The sequence below is a fragment of the Pseudobutyrivibrio xylanivorans genome (assembly GCF_008935055.1).
Taxonomy (GTDB): Bacteria; Bacillota; Clostridia; order Lachnospirales; family Lachnospiraceae; genus Pseudobutyrivibrio; species Pseudobutyrivibrio xylanivorans_A.
In genome coordinates this window covers 2,799,660-2,820,945 of the sequence record NZ_CP043028.1, presented here as the reverse complement: position 1 = coordinate 2,820,945, position 21,286 = coordinate 2,799,660, and the positions used below count along the sequence as shown (strand labels likewise).

The 21,286-nt window shown below is 39.9% G+C and carries 18 protein-coding genes; 16 read left to right on the top strand and 2 right to left on the bottom strand.

Going from position 1 to position 21,286, the window contains the following annotated elements; genetic code table 11:
• Positions 1-8 precede the first annotated feature (8 nt).
• On the bottom strand, positions 9-1,115 hold the full coding sequence (locus FXF36_RS12785; RefSeq protein ID WP_151624686.1) for a prephenate dehydrogenase: 1,107 nt from the start codon (positions 1,113-1,115) through the stop codon (positions 9-11).
• A 170-nt stretch (positions 1,116-1,285) separates the two neighbouring features.
• Between FXF36_RS12785 and FXF36_RS12780 the strand changes: the two genes are divergently transcribed.
• The 16 genes from FXF36_RS12780 (at position 1,286) to FXF36_RS12705 (ending at position 19,996) form a co-directional block, all read left to right on the top strand.
• Positions 1,286-3,382, top strand: coding sequence for an elongation factor G (locus tag FXF36_RS12780; RefSeq protein WP_151624684.1), 2,097 nt, complete (start codon positions 1,286-1,288; stop codon positions 3,380-3,382).
• Between the two features lie 89 nt (positions 3,383-3,471).
• Positions 3,472-5,877: a leucine--tRNA ligase gene (gene leuS / locus FXF36_RS12775; RefSeq protein ID WP_151624682.1), complete on the top strand. Its 2,406-nt coding sequence runs from the start codon at positions 3,472-3,474 to the stop codon at positions 5,875-5,877.
• A 168-nt stretch (positions 5,878-6,045) separates the two neighbouring features.
• Positions 6,046-7,251 carry an NADP-dependent isocitrate dehydrogenase gene (locus FXF36_RS12770; RefSeq protein WP_151624679.1) on the top strand — a complete coding sequence of 402 codons (1,206 nt, stop codon included), beginning with the start codon at positions 6,046-6,048 and terminating at the stop codon, positions 7,249-7,251.
• A 216-nt stretch (positions 7,252-7,467) separates the two neighbouring features.
• Complete coding sequence (locus tag FXF36_RS12765; RefSeq protein WP_151624677.1) at positions 7,468-8,223, top strand: segregation and condensation protein A; 756 nt, start codon at positions 7,468-7,470, stop codon at positions 8,221-8,223.
• 21 nt (positions 8,224-8,244) lie between these two features.
• Complete coding sequence (scpB, locus tag FXF36_RS12760) at positions 8,245-8,817, top strand: SMC-Scp complex subunit ScpB (RefSeq protein ID WP_151624675.1); 573 nt, start codon at positions 8,245-8,247, stop codon at positions 8,815-8,817.
• A gap of 255 nt (positions 8,818-9,072) precedes the next feature.
• Positions 9,073-10,407 carry a carboxyl transferase domain-containing protein gene (locus tag FXF36_RS12755; RefSeq protein WP_151624673.1) on the top strand — a complete coding sequence of 445 codons (1,335 nt, stop codon included), beginning with the start codon at positions 9,073-9,075 and terminating at the stop codon, positions 10,405-10,407.
• Positions 10,408-10,425: 18 nt separating this feature from the next.
• Positions 10,426-11,220 (top strand): OadG family protein, encoded by a 795-nt coding sequence (locus tag FXF36_RS12750; RefSeq protein WP_151624671.1) that lies wholly within the window; start codon positions 10,426-10,428, stop codon positions 11,218-11,220.
• Between the two features lie 12 nt (positions 11,221-11,232).
• Positions 11,233-11,589, top strand: a complete 357-nt coding sequence (locus FXF36_RS12745; protein WP_151624669.1) for a biotin/lipoyl-containing protein — start codon at positions 11,233-11,235, stop codon at positions 11,587-11,589.
• 14 nt (positions 11,590-11,603) lie between these two features.
• Complete coding sequence (locus tag FXF36_RS12740; RefSeq protein WP_151624667.1) at positions 11,604-12,752, top strand: sodium ion-translocating decarboxylase subunit beta; 1,149 nt, start codon at positions 11,604-11,606, stop codon at positions 12,750-12,752.
• Positions 12,753-12,787: 35 nt separating this feature from the next.
• On the top strand, positions 12,788-14,206 hold the full coding sequence (locus FXF36_RS12735) for an oxaloacetate decarboxylase subunit alpha (RefSeq protein WP_151624665.1): 1,419 nt from the start codon (positions 12,788-12,790) through the stop codon (positions 14,204-14,206).
• Between the two features lie 85 nt (positions 14,207-14,291).
• A complete protein-coding gene (locus tag FXF36_RS12730; protein WP_151624663.1) occupies positions 14,292-15,206 on the top strand; it encodes a MurR/RpiR family transcriptional regulator in 915 nt (304 codons plus the stop codon).
• The gene (locus tag FXF36_RS12725) at positions 15,206-16,435 is read left to right on the top strand and encodes a BaiN/RdsA family NAD(P)/FAD-dependent oxidoreductase (RefSeq protein WP_151624661.1); all 1,230 of its coding nucleotides are present in this window, start codon (positions 15,206-15,208) and stop codon (positions 16,433-16,435) included. The genes FXF36_RS12730 and FXF36_RS12725 overlap by 1 nt, the downstream gene beginning before the upstream one ends.
• A 17-nt stretch (positions 16,436-16,452) precedes the next feature.
• Entirely contained in the window at positions 16,453-17,115 is a 663-nt protein-coding gene (gene cmk, locus FXF36_RS12720) for a (d)CMP kinase (protein ID WP_151624659.1), read from the top strand.
• A 1-nt stretch (position 17,116) separates the two neighbouring features.
• The gene (gene ispH, locus FXF36_RS12715; protein ID WP_151624657.1) at positions 17,117-17,962 is read left to right on the top strand and encodes a 4-hydroxy-3-methylbut-2-enyl diphosphate reductase; all 846 of its coding nucleotides are present in this window, start codon (positions 17,117-17,119) and stop codon (positions 17,960-17,962) included.
• Complete coding sequence (gene rpsA / locus FXF36_RS12710) at positions 17,950-19,074, top strand: 30S ribosomal protein S1 (RefSeq protein ID WP_151624655.1); 1,125 nt, start codon at positions 17,950-17,952, stop codon at positions 19,072-19,074. Before ispH ends, rpsA begins: the two co-directional genes overlap by 13 nt.
• A 148-nt stretch (positions 19,075-19,222) precedes the next feature.
• Entirely contained in the window at positions 19,223-19,996 is a 774-nt protein-coding gene (locus FXF36_RS12705) for a CheR family methyltransferase (RefSeq protein WP_151624653.1), read from the top strand.
• Between the two features lie 208 nt (positions 19,997-20,204).
• On the opposite strand, the gene FXF36_RS12700 is transcribed toward FXF36_RS12705, so the two are convergent.
• Entirely contained in the window at positions 20,205-21,263 is a 1,059-nt protein-coding gene (locus FXF36_RS12700) for a ribonuclease H-like domain-containing protein (RefSeq protein WP_151624651.1), read from the bottom strand.
• Between the last annotated feature and the right edge of the window lie 23 nt (positions 21,264-21,286).

Genomic DNA, 21,286 nt, shown 5'->3' with positions numbered 1-21,286 from the left:
AAATCCTTTTAATTTGTTCTTTGTCTTACGTAGTAATTATTGTGTGTTAAAACAGTCTGAGCCTTTTTCATGGCTTCATCTGTGTAAAATTCGATTCGAAGAACACCTGGCTCAAATTCTCTGTTATGAATAATATCGATATTTTTAACACTGATGTCTGCATTTGCCAGTAGCTGAAGAACTCCAACCAAAGTACCAGGTCTATCATCGATATCGCAGTATAATTCGTAAATACGAATCAAAGCATTGCCTGGAATGGTGATGGAGTCACGATAATCTTTGGCCTTTGTCCAAAGAGAAAGAATATCATCTGCATTAGCATCAGCAATTGCATCCCTAAATTTATTTAGTTCAGCTTGATAATCATCTATCAATTTTAAAACTGCATCTTTGTTACTTAGGAAAATATGTTGCCACATTGTAGGAGAGCCGGAGGCAATTCTTGTAATATCCTTAAATCCACCTGCGGCTATTGTCTTTTTTATGGCACGCTCATCATCGGTATCCTGTACAAGATTTACAAGAGCAGCTGCAACTACATGTGGAAGATGAGAAACTGTGGCAGTTGCTTCGTCATGTTCCTCTGGTGAAAGCTTGATTGGAATTGCTCCAATGCTTTCAATATATGATGAAAAGTCATCGTAGGTTTGCTTACTCATATCAGAATCTGCGGTAAGAATATAGTATGCATTTTCAAGAAGGTGAGCAGAAGAGTGCTCAAGACCGGTAAGCTCAGAACCTGTCATTGGATGACCTCCAATGAACTGATTTGTAATGCCAAGCTCCCTGGCAACAGCAGTAATATCACCTTTTACAGAACCTACATCAGTGATTATACAGTCAGGCTTAACAACATCCTTCAGCTGACGAAGATAATCACAGTTTACCTTTACAGGACTGCATAGAAAGATAATATCGCACTGACCGAATTGATGGATTTTCAGCTTTCCATTATTGTCAATTAACCTTTCCTCAAAAGCCGCCTCGATTGTAGATTCTCTGGATGCTGTGGCCAGTATTCTTGTGTTTGGATATATTTTTAAGATTGCCTTTGCAATGCTTCCCCCAATTAGTCCAAGTCCAACAAATCCAATTGTTTTTGTCTTTAATGCCATAGTAAATTATTCTCCTGATGCTTTAATACTTTAAAGTGAAAACATATTTATATAATATCACATTTATCCGTTGTAAATAGTGCGAATATTAAATATAATAAATATAAGTTTTAAGACAACATGGCGCGGCGGGGTTAAGGCGTCGAATAACTTATTGGGAGGTAAGACACATGAAGGTATTTACTACGGACAAAATCAGAAACATTGTGTTACTTGGTCACAGCGGGGCGGGCAAAACCAGTCTCATCGAATCTATGGCTTTTCTAGCTGGCCAAATCGGCAAGCCAGGCACTGTAGAGGCTGGTAATACCATAAGTGACTACGACAAGCTCGAAATCAAAAACAAATTTTCTATTTACACTTCTTTAGTTCCAATTATTTGGGGCGACACTAAGATTAATTTCCTAGACACACCAGGATATTTCGATTTTATAGGCGAAGCTGAGGAGGCTGTAAGTGCAGCTGATGCGGCTATTATTGTAATTTCAGGTAAAAGCGGAATTGAAGTTGGTACAAAGAGAGCCTGGGAATTATGCGATAAGTTCAACATTCCTAGGATGGTGTTTGTAACTGACATGGATATAGATGATGCCAGCTATAGAGAAATTGTTGAGGAGCTTCAGAGCCTCTATGGCAAGAAGATTGCTCCATTCCATCTTCCTATCAGAGAGAATGGAGAATTCGTTGGCTATGTAAATGTTATCCAGCAGATTGGAAAGCGCTGGAAGGCAGATGGCACAGTTGAGCATAGTGATGTTCCTGATTACAATCAGGAATATTTGGAGAAATATCGTGAAGCTTTGATGGAATCAGTTGCTGAGACCTCAGAGGAATTCATGGATAGATATTTCGGTGGCGAAGAGTTCTCTGAGGATGAGATTCGTCAGGCACTTCGCGTAAATGTTGCTACAGGCGATATCGTTCCTGTAATGATGGGCTCTAACCTTACAAACCGAGGTCAGTATACGATGCTTACAGATATTGTTAAATATCTTCCAAGTCCAGCTGATTGCACAATCACAGGAATTAATGCAAATACGAATGAGGTTTACGAGGCAAATTATGACTTCTCTAAACCAAAGTCAGCATATGTTTTCAAGACAATTGTCGATCCATTTGTTGGAAAGTATTCTCTTGTTAAGGTTAACTCTGGTGTCCTTAAGACAGATGATTTACTTTATAACAAGCATAAAGAATCTGAGGAGAAGATTGGAAAGCTTTACATCTTAACAGGTAGCAAAGCTGAGGAAGTTCCAGAGGTTCACGCTGGTGATATTTGCGCACTTTCAAAGCTTCAGAAGGTTTCTACTACAGATTCACTTTCTACAAAGGCTAATCCAATTCTTTACATCAGAACACCTCTTTCAGTTCCTTATACATACAAGCGTTATAAGGCAAAGAATAAGGGTGATGAAGATAAGATTGCTCAGGCTCTCGCAAAGCTTTGTGCTGAAGATTTAACAATCAAAGCTGTAAACGATGGTGAAAACAGCCAGTCACTTCTTTATGGAATTGGTGACAGACACATCGATATGCTTGTTCAGAAGCTTAATGAAAAGTACAAGGTTGACATTGAGCTTAGCCAGCCAAAGATTGCTTTCAAGGAGACAATCAGAGGTAAGGCAGATGTTGAATACAAGTATAAGAAGCAGACTGGTGGTCATGGTCAGTATGGTCACGTTAAGATGACCTTTGAACCATCTGGAAATATGGAAGAGCACTACAACTTTACAGAATCTGTAGTTGGTGGAGCTGTTCCTAAGAACTATTTTCCAGCTGTTGAGAAGGGCTTACAGGAAGCAGTTCTTGCTGGACCACTTGCAGCTTATCCAGTTGTTGGTGTTCACGCTAATCTTTACGATGGAAGCTATCATCCAGTAGACTCTTCTGAAATGGCTTTCAAGGTTGCAGCAAAGGGTGCTTTCAAGGATGGCATCATGAAGGCTAATCCAATTCTTCTTGAGCCTATCGAGACACTTAAGGTTGTTGTTCCTGATTCTTATACTGGCGATGTAATGGGTGACTTGAACAAGAGACGTGGTCGTGTTCTTGGAATGAATCCTACAGAAACTGGTGGAAAGACAGAGGTTATGGCTGAAGTTCCTATGGCTGAGCTTTATGGCTATGACACAACACTTCGTTCAATGACTGGTGGCTATGGAACATTCTCTTATGAATTAGCTCGTTACGAGCAGGTTCCTTCAGATGTTCAGGCTAAAGAGGTTGAAAGAAGAGCTAATAAGATTAAAGACGTTGATGAAGAATAAAATCTAATAAATATAGCCGTGGCAATTGCAAATTGCCACGGCTTTTATTATACTCTTTATTTAGTTAGTTAAAGTACGAGGTGAGATAGATGAAACATAATTTCAAAGCAATTGAGAAAAAATGGCAGGCAGCCTGGGAAAAGGACGATATTTTCAAGGCTGTTGACGGTTCTGATAAGCCAAAGTTCTATGGTCTTGTTGAGTTCCCTTATCCATCAGGAGCAGGAATGCACGTTGGTCATATTAAGGCTTATTCTTCAGTAGAGGTAGTTTCAAGAAAGCGCCGTATGCAGGGATACAATGTATTATTCCCAATCGGTTTCGATGCATTTGGTCTTCCTACCGAGAATTACGCTATTAAGACAAACACACATCCACGTAAAATCACAGATGACAATATCAAGAAGTTCACTACACAGCTTAAGTCTGTAGGTTTTTCTTTTGATTATAGTCGTACAATCGACACTACTCAGGAGGATTACTACAAGTGGACACAGTGGATTTTCCTTAAGATGTTTGAGAAGGGTCTTGTATTCAGAGATAAGACTCTTGTTAACTACTGCCCACATTGTAAGGTAGTACTTTCAAACGAGGATTCACAGGGGGGTAAGTGCGATATCTGTGACAGCGATGTAATCCAGAAGGAGAAGGACGTTTGGTATCTTCGTATTACAGAATATGCTGATAAGCTTCTTCAGGGTCTTGATGATGTAGATTTTCCTGAGAATATTAAGCAGCAGCAGGTAAACTGGATTGGTAAGTCAAAGGGTGCTTTCGTTAATTTCACACTTGATGGTATAGATAAAAAGCTTGAGATTTACACTACAAGACCAGATACTCTTTGTGGTGTTACATTTATGGTTATTGCTCCAGAGCATCCATATATCGATGAGTATGCAGACAAGATTTCTAATATGGATGCTATTTTAGCTTACAGAGCTGAGTGCCAGAAGAAGTCTGAGTTCGAGCGTACACAGCTTGTTTCTAAGGATAAGACTGGTGTTCGTGTGGAGGGCTTTGATGCAATCAACCCAATCACAGGAAAGAAGATTCCAGTATTCATTTCTGATTATGTAATGATGGGTTATGGTACAGGTGCTATTATGGCTGTTCCTGCTCATGATCAGCGTGACTGGGATTTTGCTACAAAGTTCGGTATAGATATTATCCCTGTAATCGAGGGTGGCGATGTTACAAAGGAAGCTTACACAGGCGAAGGTAACATGATTAATTCTGAGTTCCTTAATGGTCTTAACAACAAAAAGGACTCAATCGATAGAATGATTCAGGAATTAGAGAAGCTTGGTTGTGGTAAGGCTGGTGTTCAGTTCAAGATGAAGGACTGGGCATTCAACAGACAGCGTTATTGGGGAGAGCCTATTCCAATCGTTCATTGTCCAACATGTGGTGATGTAGCAGTTCCATTTGAGGAGCTTCCACTTAAGCTTCCTGTACTCGAGAACTTCGAGCCAGGTACAGACGGAGAGTCACCACTTGCTAAGATTGACAGCTTCGTAAACTGCAAGTGCCCTAAGTGCGGTGCTGCAGCAAAGCGTGAGACAGATACTATGCCACAGTGGGCTGGTTCTTCTTGGTATTTCCTTCGTTACATTGATCCACACAATGATAACGAGTTTGCAGCTATGGACAAGCTCAATTACTGGATGCCTGTAGATTGGTATAACGGTGGTATGGAGCATGTTACACGTCACTTAATTTATTCACGTTTCTGGCATCACTTCCTTTATGACCTTGGTGTAGTAAATACTCCAGAGCCATACAAAAAGAGAAGTGCTCAGGGTATGATCCTTGGTGAGGATGGACAGAAGATGTCTAAGTCTCGTGGAAACGTAATCGATCCGCTTGATATTGTTGATGCTTATGGTGCAGATACACTTCGTACATACGTGTTATTCATGGGTGATTACGGCGCAGCTGCTCCTTGGTCAGATGCTTCTGTTCGTGGATGTAAGAGATTCCTTGAAAGATTTGCAGGTCTTACAGATATTGTTACTGATGAGGCTAACAGCGAGTCTATCGAGACAGGAATTCATAAGACAATTAAAAAGGTTTCTGAGGATATCGAGGCTATGAAGTACAACACAGCTATTGCAGCTATGATGGGACTTCTTAACGATGTCATTGCAGAGGGACATATTACTAAGGATAATCTTGTACTTCTTGTTAAGATTTTAGCTCCATTTGCTCCACATCTTTGCGAAGAGATGTATGCGGAGCTTGGCGGAGAGGGATATGTATCACTTTCAGCTTGGCCTGAGTTTGATCCAGCAAAGATTGTAGAGTCTACAATTGAAATCGCTGTTCAGGTAAATGGTAAGCTTAAGGCTACAATCAAGATTCCTAACGGATGCGAGAAGGACGAGGCTCTTTCAATTGCAAAGGCTGATGCTTCAGTTGCTGGCGCAATCGAAGGAAAGAATCTCGTTAAGGAAATCTACGTACCTAATAAAATTGTAAATTTAGTTGTTAAATAAATTGTTTAGATGAGTAAAATGCACTCAATCTAGGCAAGCGCGAGCAGGGGATACCGTGCCGAGCGAGGGAGGACCTACGCCGGCGGGAGGACCCTCGCAAAGGTGCGGAGGGTGCCCTGCGGGAGCAAGAATGCGTTGGAGCATTTTACGGATTATAGGAGATATGTTATGAGCAAGATTCAGATGACGACACCACTTGTGGAGATGGACGGAGATGAGATGACACGCATTCTCTGGCAGATGATTAAGGATGAGCTTCTTCTTCCATTTATTGATTTAAAGACTGAGTACTATGACCTTGGTCTTGAGCACAGAAACGAGACAGATGACAAGGTAACCGTAGAGTCTGCAGAGGCTACCAAGAGATATGGTGTTGCTGTCAAATGCGCTACAATTACTCCTAATGCAGCCCGCATGACTGAGTACAACCTTAAGGAAATGTGGAAGAGTCCTAATGGAACTATCCGCGCAATCCTTGATGGTACTGTTTTTAGAGCACCAATTGTTGTAAAGGGAATTGATCCAAATGTTAAGTCTTGGAAAAAGCCTATTACAATTGCCCGTCACGCATACGGTGATGTTTACAAGAATACAGAGATGGTTATTCCTGCAGCTGGCAAGGTAGAGCTTGTTTACACAGCTGAGGATGGAACAGAAGAGAGAGCACTTGTTCATACATTTAATGGTCCAGGCGTTGTACAGGGCCAGCACAATCTTAACGATTCTATCGAAAGTTTTGCTCATAGCTGCTTTAAATATGCTTTGGATACAAAGCAGGATTTATGGTTTGCTACAAAGGATACTATTTCAAAGAAGTATGATCATACATTCAAGGATGTATTCCAGGAAATCTTTGATAAGGAATATAAAGATGCCTTTGACAAGGCTGGCATCGAATATTTCTATACACTTATTGATGATGCAGTTGCCCGTGTAATGAAGTCAGAGGGTGGATTCATCTGGGCTTGTAAGAACTATGACGGCGACGTTATGTCCGATATGATTTCATCAGCTTTTGGTTCACTTGCGATGATGACCTCTGTTCTTGTTAGCCCACAGGGATACTATGAGTACGAAGCAGCTCACGGCACTGTTCAGCGTCATTACTACAAGCACCTTAAGGGCGAGGAAACATCTACAAACTCTGTAGCTACAATCTTTGCGTGGACAGGAGCTCTTAGAAAGCGTGGTGAGCTTGATAACATCCCAGAGCTTTCAGCTTTTGCAGATAAGCTGGAGAAGGCTTGCATCAAGACAATCGAGGATGGAAAGATGACAAAGGATCTCGCGTTAATCACTTCAATCGAGAACCCAAAAGTCCTTAATTCAAGGGATTTCATCATCGAAATTCGTAAAACTCTCGAGTCTCTTTAAATTGTCTGACTACTAAATCTAGTGGTTATTCGTATTGACTCACACAATATGGTCTATTATAATAGTCTCATACATAAGGCGTATGGGACTTTTTTACGTCTTTTATGAGCCTGTAGGCATCAAGCTCATAGAATTCTCAAGCGAGACGTGGTAGTCGAGCGGAGAATTACTATGGCTTGTGGCCGTAACAGGCGGATCTAAGGGAGAGAATAATTTATGGAGATGAATGTAAAGCTTCAAGTTTTTGAGGGTCCTCTGGATTTGTTGTTACATTTGATTGATAAGAATAAAGTAGATATTTACGACATTCCTATTGTTGAGATTACTGACCAATATATGGAGTATGTTCGAGCTATGGATAACAGCGACCTGGATGTTATGTCAGAGTTTCTTCTTATGGCAACCACACTTCTTGACATCAAGAGTCGTATGCTTCTCCCACGAGAGGAAAAGGAAGAGGAGGGCGAAGAGCAGGAAGATCCTCGTGCAGAGCTTGTTCAGCAGTTGCTTGAGTATAAGATGTACAAGACTATTTCTTACCAGCTACGTGATCGCCAGATGGATGCAAGTCTTGTTTTTTATAAGGAACCAACCATTCCTGAGGAGGTTTTGAAGTTCGAGCAGCCTGTTGATTTGGAAGAGCTTATGAGTGATTTGACTTTAAATAAGCTTAATGATATTTTTCAGCAGGTTCTTAAGAGACAGGATAATAGACGAGATCCTATTCGTTCTACCTTCGGAAAAATTAAGAAGGAAGAGGTTTCGCTTGAGCAGAAGATGGAGTGGACAATTGCTTTTGCCAGAGCTCATAATACTTTCAGCTTTAGACATCTTTTGGAGGCAGCTCACTCAAAGACAGAGGTAATCGTAACATTCCTTTGTATCTTAGAGATGATGAAGGCTGGACAGATTAACATCACTCAGGAGGATACCTTTAAGGATATCGTCATTGAGTCTAAGATTGCTGCCTAAAATGTTTGGAGTTAAATAATTATGAATATAAAAGAAATTGAAAATATAGTGGAGGGCATTTTATTTGCCATGGGTGGTACAGTTGAACCATCCAAAATAGCAAAAGCTCTTGAAATCGAAGATAAGCAGGTAGTTGAAGCCGTTAATTCTTTGAAGGCTTCTTATGAGAAGGATAAAAGAGGTATTACAATCACTGAGATTGATGGAGCTTACCAGATGTGTACAAGCCCTGATATCTATGAGTATCTGATTCGAATTGCAAAGCAGCCTAAGAAGTACGTTCTTACAGATGTTCTTCTTGAAACTCTTTCAATTATCGCCTATAAGCAGCCAATCACAAAATCTGAAATCGAAAAGATTAGAGGCGTTTCCTCTGACTTTGCTGTTTCTAAGCTTGTTGAGTTTGGACTTTGTGCAGAGCTTGGAAGATTAGATGCGCCAGGCAGACCAATGCTTTTTGGTACCACTGAAGAATTCCTTCGTTCCTTTGGTGTTAGTTCGATTGAAGAGCTTCCAGAGCTTTCTCAGTCCCAAATTGAGGAATTCAAAATCGAAGCAGAAAATGAGGCAAACAATGTAGAAGTTACTATATAAATTTTAGACCACCTTGTAAATATCGAGCTCTTGGTGTTACTCAGTGAAACATTTTGTTGAACAGAGTAATACCAAGGCTTGAGACAGTAACAGGGTGGTTTTTTTGTCAATATTTTTTGTTAAAAAATTTAGACAATATACAAAACACAATATTGTGACAATTTTTTAACAAAAGTACATTGATTTGGGGCATAAAAAACGATATCATTAAACTTGCGAGAAATTTGAAATATTTTATATAAATGGAGGTACAAGATGGGTAATGATTTAAATCAAGCTCAGGCTAGAATTAACGCATTACTGGATGACAACAGCTTTGTTGAGCTTCAGTCATTAGTAGTGTCACGCAACACTGATTTTAACCTTGATGCAAAGAAAGAACCATCAGACGGAGTAATTATTGGACATGGTCTTATTGACGGCACATTAGTGTTTGTCTTCAGCCAGAATGCCGAAGTATTAGGCGGTACAATTGGTGAGATGCATGCGAAGAAGATTCTGTCGGTTTATGAAATGGCACTTAAGGTTGGTGCTCCAGTCATCGGTTTTATCGATTGCGGTGGCGTACGTCTTCAGGAGTCTTTTGATGCTCTTGAGGCACTTGGCTCTGTAATTGAGAGAGCTGCTGATGTTAAGGGTGTTATTCCTCAGCTTATTTGTGTTGCTGGTCAGTGCGGCGGTGGACTTTCGGTTCTTCCTGCACTTGCAGATTTCACATTTATGGTTGATGGAGCATCTCTTTTCATTAACTCACCTGATACAATTACTGGAAATCGTTCTGATGAGTGTGATACATCATCTGCTAAGTTCCAGTTCGAAGAGGCTGGTACAGTTGATATGTACGGTTCTCTTGATGAAGTTGTTGCTTCAATGAGACAGGTTATTTCTATGATTCCTAACGATATCGTAGAAGCTACAGATGATCTTAACAGAGCATCTGAGGGACTTGAGGCTAAGGTTTCTGATGCTGCAGCTGTTGCTACAGAGCTTGCTGATAATCGCGAGTTCATCGAGCTCAAGGCTGGTTTTGCAAAGGAAATGGTTACAGGTCTCATGAAGCTTGACGGCGTTACAATCGGCGTTGTTGGTAATAGAGAAGTTGACGGAGAAGCTTTCCTTTCAGCTGCAGGCTGCGAGAAGGCTGCTGATTTCGTAGATCTTTGTGATATGTACGAAATTCCTGTTCTTTCTCTTACAAATGTTGCTGCATTTAAGTCATGCACATGTCAGGAGAAGAGACTTCCTAGAGCTCTTTCACAGTTGACACAGCGTTTCGTTGATGCAAGCATTCCAAAGATTAACCTTATTACAAAGCAGGCTTATGGTTCAGCTTATGTTCTTATGAATTCAAAGTCACTTGGTGCTGATTTAGTATATTCTTTCGAGAATGTTTCAGTTGGTGCTATGGAAGCTGCTAAGGCTGCTAGAATCCTTAGTGAGAATGGCACAGATGCTGCAGCAATCGAGAAGGATTATGCTCAGCTTCAGGATAGTGCACTTACAGCAGCTGCACATGGACACATCGATAGAATCGTTTCTTATGCAGATGCTAGAAAATACATTATTGCAGGATTTGAGATGTTCTTTTAAGAGCAGGAAGGTGAATTTATGAAGAAAAGAATAATAGTAGTTTTCACTACCTTAATCCTTGCTCTTAGCCTTGTTGCCTGTGGTGGCAAGAAGGATGATACTTATGGCGGATATAGCACAGAGACCTACGATACAGTTGCTAAGCTTTACATGAATTACGCTTTAAGCCTTGATGAGTCTCAATACCAGGAGGCTACAGATTACTTCATGGCAAACGGCTTAGGAGAGTATGGTGATGCAGTTGCACAGGCAGGCTTGCCATCATTCTTATCAAAGAGCTTCGTTGGTTTTGATCAGCTCCTTGAAAGCTATAAGGAAATTAAGGACGTTGAGGTAGGCGAATTTGAAAAATTCGAAGACGTAACTGTTGAGAAGTCTGGAAAGACAATCACAGCTACACTCATTACTGACTACTCAGTAAGAAACTTAAAGACAACATTTGTTTATAAGGCAAATGATGTTGACGCTGGTCCTACAGCAGTTAATGTTGAGCCAGTTTACACATTATCTGAAATCATGAAGAAGGCAGCACTTAATACAGTAATGGGAATTCTTATTGTATTCTTTATGCTGGTTATCATGTCAGGTGTTATCAAATGCTTTGAAATCATTCCTAAGCTTGAGAAGAGAGCAAAGGAAAAGAAGGAAGAGCCACAGGGTGTTGTTAAGCCAGTTGCTGCACCAGTTGCTGCAGCTGCAAAGAATGAAACTGATGATTTACAGCTTGTAGCTGTCATCGCTGCAGCAATTGCTGCAAGCACAGGAGCTTCTACAGATTCATTTGTAGTACGTTCCATCAAGAAAAGATTTTAGGAGGATTTATCCATGAAAAATTATACAATCACTGTTAATGGAACAGTATATGACGTTACTGTAGAAGATAAGGGAGGCTCAGGTGTATCTCCAGTTACTCCTGTAGCAGCTCCAAAGGCAGCTCCTGCTGCTCCTGTAGCTACTGGCGCTGCTGGTGGTGTTAAGATTGAGGCTGGTGCAGCTGGTAAGGTAGTTAAGATTGCTGCTGCAGCTGGTACTGCTGTAAAGAAGGGTGATCCTGTTGTTGTTCTTGAAGTAATGAAGATGGAAACACCAGTTGTTGCTCCACAGGACGGAACAGTTGCATCTATCAATTGTAATGAAGGTCAGCAGGTTGACGCAGGCGCACTTCTTGCAACTATGAACTAATAGGAGGATTACACATGAGTTACGTTGGAGAGACATTGTTAAACCTCGCCCATCAGACTGCATTTTTCAATCTGACCTGGGGTAACTTTGTCATGATAGCGGTTGCCTGTGTTTTCCTTTACCTTGCAATTAAAAAGGGATATGAACCACTTCTTTTATTACCTATCGCATTCGGTATGCTTTTGGTAAATATTTATCCTGATATCATTGCATCTCCTGAGGAAACCTCCAACGGAGTAGGCGGCTTGCTTTACTATTTCTATACTCTTGATGAGTATTCAATTCTTCCTTCACTTATTTTCATGGGTGTAGGAGCTATGACAGATTTCGGTCCACTTATTGCAAATCCAATCAGCTTCTGGCTTGGTGCTGCTGCTCAGATTGGTATTTTTACAGCTTACATCCTTGCAATCTTCCTTGGATTCTCGGATCAGGCAGCTGCTGCCGTTTCAATCATCGGTGGTGCAGATGGACCTACATCTATTTTCCTTGCTGGTAAGTTAGGCCAGTCAGCATTAATGGGACCTATTGCTGTTGCAGCATATTCATATATGTCACTGGTTCCAATCATTCAGCCACCTATCATGAAGGCTCTCACTACAAAGGAAGAGCGTTCAATAAAGATGGCTCAGCTTCGTCCAGTATCAAAGCTTGAGAAGATTCTCTTCCCAATCGTTGTTACTATTATCGTTTGTCTTATCTTACCTACAACAGCTCCACTTGTTGGTATGCTGATGCTTGGTAACTTATTCAAAGAGTCAGGTGTTGTAAATCAGCTTACTGAGACTGCATCAAACGCTTTGATGTACATCGTAGTTATTCTTCTTGGTACATCAGTTGGTGCTTCAACATCTGCAGAGGCATTCTTGAACGCAGCTACAATCAAGATCGTAGTTCTTGGTCTTGTTGCTTTCGTTTTCGGTACAGCGGCCGGTGTATTATTTGGAAAGCTTCTTTGCCACATTACTGGTGGTAAGATTAATCCACTTATCGGTTCAGCTGGTGTTTCTGCTGTTCCTATGGCAGCACGTGTATCTCAAAAGGTTGGTGCAGAAGAGGACCCAACAAACTTCCTCCTTATGCATGCTATGGGACCTAACGTAGCTGGTGTTATCGGAACTGCCGTTGCAGCCGGTGTATTTATGGCTATTTTCGGGGTATAGTAAATACTTCATCAATATTTAGGAGGATAAAATAAATGGCAGATATTAGTCCAAAGCCAGTTAAAATAACTGAGACAATACTTAGAGATGCCCATCAGTCTCTTATTGCAACTCGTATGCCAACCTCTATGATGCTTCCTATCGTAGATAAGATGGATAAGGTTGGTTACAATGCAGTAGAGTGCTGGGGTGGTGCTACATTCGATGCTTCACTTCGTTTCCTCAAGGAAGATCCATGGGAAAGACTTAGAAAACTTCGTGATGGCTTCAAGAATACAAAGCTTCAGATGCTTTTTAGAGGTCAGAATATCTTAGGATACAGCCAGTATCCAGATGATGTTGTTGAGTACTTCGTTCAGAAGTCAATTGCAAATGGTATTGATATCATTCGTATCTTTGACTGTCTCAACGATATCAGAAATCTTCAGACAGCTGTAAAGGCTACTAATAAGGAAAAGGGACATGCTCAGGTAGCTCTTTCTTATACTCTTGGTGAGGCTTACACTCTTGATTATTGGAAAGATATCGCAAAGAGAATCGAAGATATGGGTGCTGATTCAATCTGTATCAAGGATATGGCTGGTCTTCTTGTTCCAGCAAAGGCTTACGAGCTTGTTTCAGCATTAAAGGAATCTACAAAGCTTCCTATCGAAATGCACACACATTACACATCTGGTGTAGCTTCAATGACTTATATGAAGGCAGTTGAAGCTGGTGCTGATATTATTGACTGTGCTATGTCACCATTTGCACTTGGTACATCACAGCCTGCTACAGAAGTTATGGCTGCTGCATTCGAAGGTACTCCATATGATACAGGATTTGATCAGGAGCTTCTTTCAGAAATCGCTGATTACTTCCGTCCATACAGAGAAGAGTGCATCGAGAGCGGTCTTATGTCTACAAAGGTACTTGGTGTTAACATCAATACACTTCGTTATCAGGTCCCAGGTGGTATGCTTTCAAACCTTATCAGCCAGTTAAAGGAGCAGGGTAAGGAAGATAAGCTTCGTGAGGTTCTTGAGGAAGTACCTCGTGTGCGTAAGGACCTTGGTGAGCCACCACTTGTAACTCCTTCATCTCAGATTGTTGGTACACAGGCTGTATTCAACGTACTTATGGGTGAAAGATACAAGGTTGTTACAGAGCAGACTAAGGACATCTTACTTGGTAAGTATGGTCAGACTGTAAAGCCTTTCAATCCAGAGGTTGTTGAGAAGGCACTTGGTGCAGATAAGGATAAGGCAATCACATGTCGTCCAGCAGACCTTATTGAGCCAGGTCTTAAGAAGTTTGAAGAAGAGTGCGCTAGATGGAAGCAGCAGGATGAGGATGTTCTCACATACGCATTGTTCCCAAAGGTTGCTACAGAGTTCTTCGAATATCGTGAGGCTCAGCAGACAAAGGTTGATCCAGCTAAGGCTGACAAGGAAAACAAGGCTTATCCAGTTTAATTATTTGAATATTCGGGCAATGCAGGATTTCTTGCATTGCCCTATATTTTTGTCTATAATGAAAATCTGAGAGGAGGAGCTTTTAATGGCAACTACAACTGACTTAATTTCAAAGATAAACGAAAAATATGGAAAGATGTCAAAAGGACAGAAGCTCCTAGCTAATTATATTATTGATAATTACGATAAGGCTGTTTTCTTAACGGCTGCAAAGCTTGGAGATATTATCGGAGTTTCAGAGTCTACTGTTGTTCGATTTGCTTCATACATTGGATATAGTGGTTATCCAGAATTTCAGCAGGCTTTGGAGACAATGGTTCGCTCAAAGCTTAACACTACAGACCGAGTCGAGATAACTAATGGTGGTATTGAACAGAATGGAGTTCTTCGAGAGGTACTTTCTTCTGACGCTATCAAAATCAAGAACACCATGGAAAATATCGACGAGGCTGCATTTTCAAATGCCGTGGAGGCAATTCTTAATGCCAGACGTATATATATTGTAGGTATACGTACCTGCTCACCGCTTGCATCCTTTCTTGCATTTTATCTGAATATGATTTTTGATAATGTGGTAAATCTTCAAACTTCCTCTGCATCAGAGTTGTTTGAGCAGATGATTCACATAGATGACAGTGATTGTATTATAGGTATTTCTTTCCCTAGATATTCAATGCGCACACTAAAGGCTCTGGAGTTTGCAAACAATCGACAGGCCCATGTTATTACAATTACCGATTCAATTCATTCACCTATGAATCTTTATAGTTCCTGCAATCTTATTGCTGAAAGCGATATGCATTCTGTTGTTGATTCATTGGTGGCACCACTTTCTGTTATTAATGCTTTAATTGTTGAGCTTTGCAATCGCAGACAGAAGGATGTTGCCCAGACTTTGGATATGATTGAAAATGTTTGGTCTGAGTATCAGTTTTATGAAAATGATGAGATAGATATGGTTGATGATTCCATCAGAATGTCTTATCCAGGAGAGTTTTAATGTCAAATGTTTTAGTTATTGGTGGCGGCGCTGCTGGAATGATGGCTGCTTACGCTGCAGGGATGTGTGGACATTCCGTAAAGCTTCTTGAAAAAAATGAGAAGCTTGGAAAAAAGATTTATATTACTGGCAAGGGACGTTGCAATTTTACCAATGCCTGTGATATAGAAGATTTCTTTAAGAATGTTGTTTCTAATCCTAAATTTTTATATTCTGCCATGTATACCTTTGGACCAGAGTCGATGATTGATTTTATCGAGATTCATGGCACACCTACAAAAGTTGAAAGAGGTAATCGCGCTTTTCCTGTTTCTGACCACGCCTCAGATATCACTAAGGCTTTGGACAAGGCTTTGAAAGAGGTTGGTGTGGAAGTCCTTCTTCACACAGAGGTTGAATCACTTCATATTGAAGCTGGAAAGGTTACTGGGGTTAGCTTAAAAAATGGCAAGAATCTGACATGTGATCATGTAGTTGTTGCAACTGGTGGTTTATCTTATCGTACTACTGGTTCGACAGGTGATGGAATTAAATGGGCCAAGTCAGCAGGACTTGCAATTTCAGATACACGGCCTGCTTTAGTTCCGCTTAACACTGCCGAAAGCTATATTCCTTCAATGCAGGGACTGGCTCTCAAAAATGTCAATCTTACTATTTTCGATGAAAAGAAAAAGCTTTATGACAGCTTCGGAGAGATGTTATTCACTCACTTTGGAGTGAGTGGTCCGCTTGTTCTTTCTGCCAGCTCAATTATCGGAAAGATTTTGCAGAAAAAGGGTAAGCTAAAGGCATTTATTGATTTGAAGCCTGCATTATCAAATGATGAATTGGATGCTAGAATTCTTCGTGATTTTAATGATAACATGAACAAGCACCTAAGTTCAGTTATCAGAGGACTACTTCCTAGTTCAATGGTTCCTGTGATTATCGAGATTATGGATTATGATGACAGTCGTCAAATCAATTCTGTCACAAAAGAGGAAAGAGCAGAGCTTGTATCTTTGCTTAAGGCATTTCCTTTTACGATTACAGGACTTCGTGATTATAATGAAGCAATCGTCACTCAGGGTGGAGTATCTGTAAAAGAGATTGACCCATCCACCTTAAAGTGTAAAACTATTGAAGGCCTTTCATTTGTTGGAGAGGTGCTTGATTTAGATGCCTATACTGGAGGATTTAATTTACAAATTGCCTGGTCAACTGGATATTTGGCCGGATTATCAATTTAGTTTTGGAGGATGTTAATATGGCAATGAATGTAGCAATCGATGGACCTGCTGGTGCAGGTAAATCTACAATAGCAAAGGCTATTGCAGCAAAGATGGGATATGTTTACGTTGACACTGGAGCAATGTATCGTGCAATGGCTTTATATTTTTTGCGTTCAAACATATCAAAGGATGATGAGACAAAGATCTCATCTGTAGTTGATGATATTACTGTTTCAATAAAATATGAGGATGGTGCTCAGCACGTTATCCTTAATGGCGAGGATGTTACAGGCCTCATTCGTACTGAGGAAGTTGGAAATATGGCAAGTGCCACTTCAGTATACGGGCCAGTTCGAACAAAGCTTGTTGCATTACAGCAGGAGCTTGCTAAGACAACTGATGTTATTATGGATGGTCGTGATATCGGTACGGTTGTGCTTCCAAATGCTGATGTAAAGATTTTCCTTACAGCATCTGTAGAGTGCCGTGCAAAAAGACGTTATGACGAGCTTGTTGCAAAGGGACAGGATGCAGACTTTGCTAAGATTGCTAAGGATATTGAGGAAAGAGATTACAGAGATTCTCACCGAGAAATCAGCCCTCTTAGACAGGCTGAGGATGCAACTCTTGTGGACAGCTCAAATATGACTATCGATGAAGTTGTAGATACTATTATTTCTTATATTGAAGGTAAATAATATGAAAGTTACTTTAGCTGAATCTGCTGGCTTTTGCTTTGGTGTACAAAGAGCAGTGGATGTGGTAAACAAACAAATATCAGAGGGGACAAAGCCTCTATATACTTATGGTCCAATCATTCATAATGAAGAAGTTGTTCGTGAGTTTGAATCAAATGGTGTAAAGGTTATGGAAGAGAACTCCTCTGAGGACTATCCTGCAGGCACTGTTATTATTCGTTCACATGGTGTGACCCGCGCAGTTGAAGAGGCCCTTAAGTCTAAAGGACATAATATTATCGATGCTACCTGCCCATTTGTTAAAAAGATTCATCGTGCAGTTGATGAACATTCAAAAGCGGGGGAGCACATTGTGATTATTGGTAACCCAGAGCATCCTGAGGTTCGTGGAATTGTTGGCTGGATTAATGGAAATGATTACACAGTTATACCCGATGAACAAGCAGCTGTGGATTTTTCAGTAAATACTCACGTGCCTATTTGTATTGTGTCTCAAACCACCTTTAATCATAATAAATTTCAAGAATTAGTTGAAATTATAAACCAAAAAGGTTATCATATTATTGTTTTGAATACAATATGCGATGCGACTAACAAGAGGCAGGTTGAAGCCGCTGAAATAGCAGCCAAGGTTGATGCTATGTTAGTAATTGGAAGCAAGAACTCTTCCAATACGCAGAAGTTGTATGAGATATGCAAAACAAAATGCAACAATACTTACTATATACAGACGGCTGATGACATGAAGCCTTCTGACCTTAGTTCCATTGAAAGTGTAGGTATTACCGCAGGGGCATCCACCCCAAACAATATTATCGAGGAGGTTCAAAAGAAATGTCAGAAATGAGCTTTGAACAAATGTTGGAGGAATCCTTCAAAACTATACACAATGGAGAGGTAGTAGACGGTACTGTTATCAGTGTTAAGCCTGATGAAATCGTATTAAACATTGGTTACAAGTCAGACGGAATCATTACACGTTCTGAGTACACTAACGAGTCTAATGTTGATCTTACTACTGTTGTTAAAGAAGGCGACCAGCTTTCTGCTATTGTCGTAAAGGTAAATGATGGCGAAGGTCAGGTTCTCTTATCTTACAAGAGACTTGCACAGGAAAAGGGTAACGAGAGATTAGCTGAAGCATTTGAGAACGGTGAAGTTCTTACAGCTACAGTTGATAAGGTACTTAAGGGTGGCCTTACAGTTGTTGTTGATGAGGCTAGAGTATTTATTCCTGCTTCATTTGTTTCAGATGTTTATGAGAAGGATCTTGGAAAGTACCAGGGTCAGGAAATCAGCTTTGTTATTACAGAATTCGATCCAAAGCGTCGTAGAATTATCGGTAACAGAAAGACTCTTCTTGTTGCAGATAGAGCAAAGGCTCAGGAAGAGCTTATGGCTAAGATCGCTGTTGGTCAGGAATTCGAAGGAACAGTTAAGAATGTTAAGGACTTTGGCGCATTCATCGATTTAGGTGGTGCTGATGGTCTTCTTCACATCTCAGAGATGAGCTGGGGCCGTGTTGAGAATCCTACAAAGACTCTTAACGTTGGCGATACAATCAAGGTATTTGTTAAGGAAATCAAGGACGGCAAGATTGCACTTTCTTGCAAGTTCGACAACGAGAACCCATGGAACGGTGCTGCTGACAAGTATGCTGTTGGCACAGTTGTAAAGGGTAAGGTTGTTCGTATGAAGGATTTTGGTGCCTTCGTAGAGCTTGCTCCTGGTATCGATGCACTCCTTCACGTTTCTCAGATTTCTAAGGACCGTATTGAGAAACCATCTGATGTTCTTTCTATCGGACAGGATATCGAGGCAAAGGTTGTTGAGTTCAACGATGATGAGAAGAAGATTAGCCTTTCAATGAAGGCACTTCTTGAGCCAGAGACAGCTGAAGCTGATGAGGCAGAGGTTGCTGACGTAAATATCGAGGAAGTTGCTGCTTCTGAGGAGTAATATTTGATTTATAGAGGGTTCGGATGCGTTTTGCATTCGAACCCTTTTCTATTTATTCTCAAAAAAGTAACAAATAATACACATCTTTTATATATAATGAATTTTATATCGGATGGCATAACTCTACGTTTAGGGATAGGAGTAGAATATGGATAATTACGAAAACTTTAAGAAAGAAGTTCACAATCTTACTAAAATTGATTTAAGCTCTTACAAGGAGAAACAGATGCGTCGTCGTATCGACTCACTGGTTGCTAAGCATAAATGTAAGGAATATCATGATTATGTAATGCTTTTAAAGAGTGATAAAGAGGTTTTTGATGAGTTTGTAAACTTCCTTACGATAAATGTTTCTGAGTTTTATCGTAATCCAGAGCAGTGGGAGCTTATGAGTAAGGAGTTTATTCCTGAGCTTATGAAGAAATCTGGTCAGAATCTTAAGATTTGGAGTGCAGCCTGCTCTACAGGCGATGAGCCTTATTCTCTTGTTATGTGCCTATCTAAGCATATTCCTTTAAATAAAATCAAGATTCTTGCTACTGATTTGGACAAGCAGGTTATTGCAACCGCAAAGGTTGGACTTTATAGTGCGAAGAGTATTGCAAATGTACCTGATGATTTAAAGAAAAAATTCTTTACACAGGTTGGAAGTTCTTATCAGATTAGTGATGAAGTAAAGAAATGTGTAGAGTTTAAAGAACATAATCTTCTTAGAGATCCTTATCCTAGTAATTACGATATGATTGTGTGCAGAAATGTATTGATTTACTTTACTGATGAAGCCAAGACAGAAGTTTATAGCAAGTTCTGTAAGTCATTGAGACAGAATGGAATTTTGTTTATTGGATCTACAGAACAGGTTATTGACTACAAAGACTTGGGATATAAGAGAAGATATTCATTCTACTATGAAAAAGTATAGTGGCTAGCCACTAATGTAATTACCTCTGGTTACAGCAACAACAATACGAGCCCAGTTACGGCTACAAGCCTTAGAGTCTCTCTGGAAATGTAAGCTAAAGCTTACTAGACCACAAAAGTTGATTACTGAAGTAATCATCCTTTTGGGTCAGATTTCGACTAAATGTCTCACTGAGAGACCTAAGAGCTTGATGCCTACTGGGCTCTTTTTAATGCTTCAACATATAGCGAGTAATTTTCACGAGAATATCTTCTCTAATATCATTTACGCAAATGAATGATTCTTTCGAATCGTAGTTTTCTTTAAATACTCGAGTGCATCCAATATCTATCCCCTTTGGCAGTGCTACAAAAGAATTATCCAAAGCAACTTTGCAATCCCTTCGAGTGGCAGGGCGGCGGAGGGATTTATCCATGCTTTCGCCTAATGAACGAGGAATTATAATCCCTTCTGATTCCAGGTAATAGTAATTTTTATAATCAGGAAGAAACGTGTATAGACTTCCTTTGAATAGATTTAAAGTAACGTATATACGATTTTCTTTTATGATATATATACCGTATTCACGAATTTTATTAATTGAAGATGGAAGAGTAATATCTGTTTCAAGCTCAATTCTAAGCTTATCTTCATCAAATTCATGATTTATATATCGTATATCCGATGTGAGCAAATCACTATAGCAAAGTATATCTGCAATGTAAATCATTCCCTTAACGTCTTCAAAATTATGTAAAAGGATAAGCTGCTTTGCTTCTTCATCTCGAGTTAATGAATATCTTTGATATACAGGAATAAGTTCGCCACCATTATATTTATCATCACGATGTAAGCCTAAGAATTCCTCGATTGTCTTTTGCTTATAATTAGGCAAATTCAAAAGACATTTTGCCTTGGTAGAAGCGAGATACATATCTGTATGGTATTTTGTTTTTATTTTTGTATAAAGTTTATACTTCCTACATCGTTCTACTATAAATGATTCATCAAAACGGGTTGAATTGAAGCCCAAAAGCTTTTCGTAATTCTCAAGAACTCTTTCAAATTCTTCAAGGATTTCTATTTCTTCAGATTCATCATTAGCCAGAAGCTGTGTGATATTGATTTTGTTTCCTAGACGAGTCGCGTAACCAATCATATAAATGAAAGATTTTCTTGGAGAAAGGCCGGTACATTCTATGTCAAAAAAGATTGTGTCACTGTTGAAATATTTCTCAAGAGAATAGCTACTGTTGTTAATTTCATAACAATTATTTATTATTTCCATAATATTGTGTCACCTATTATAAA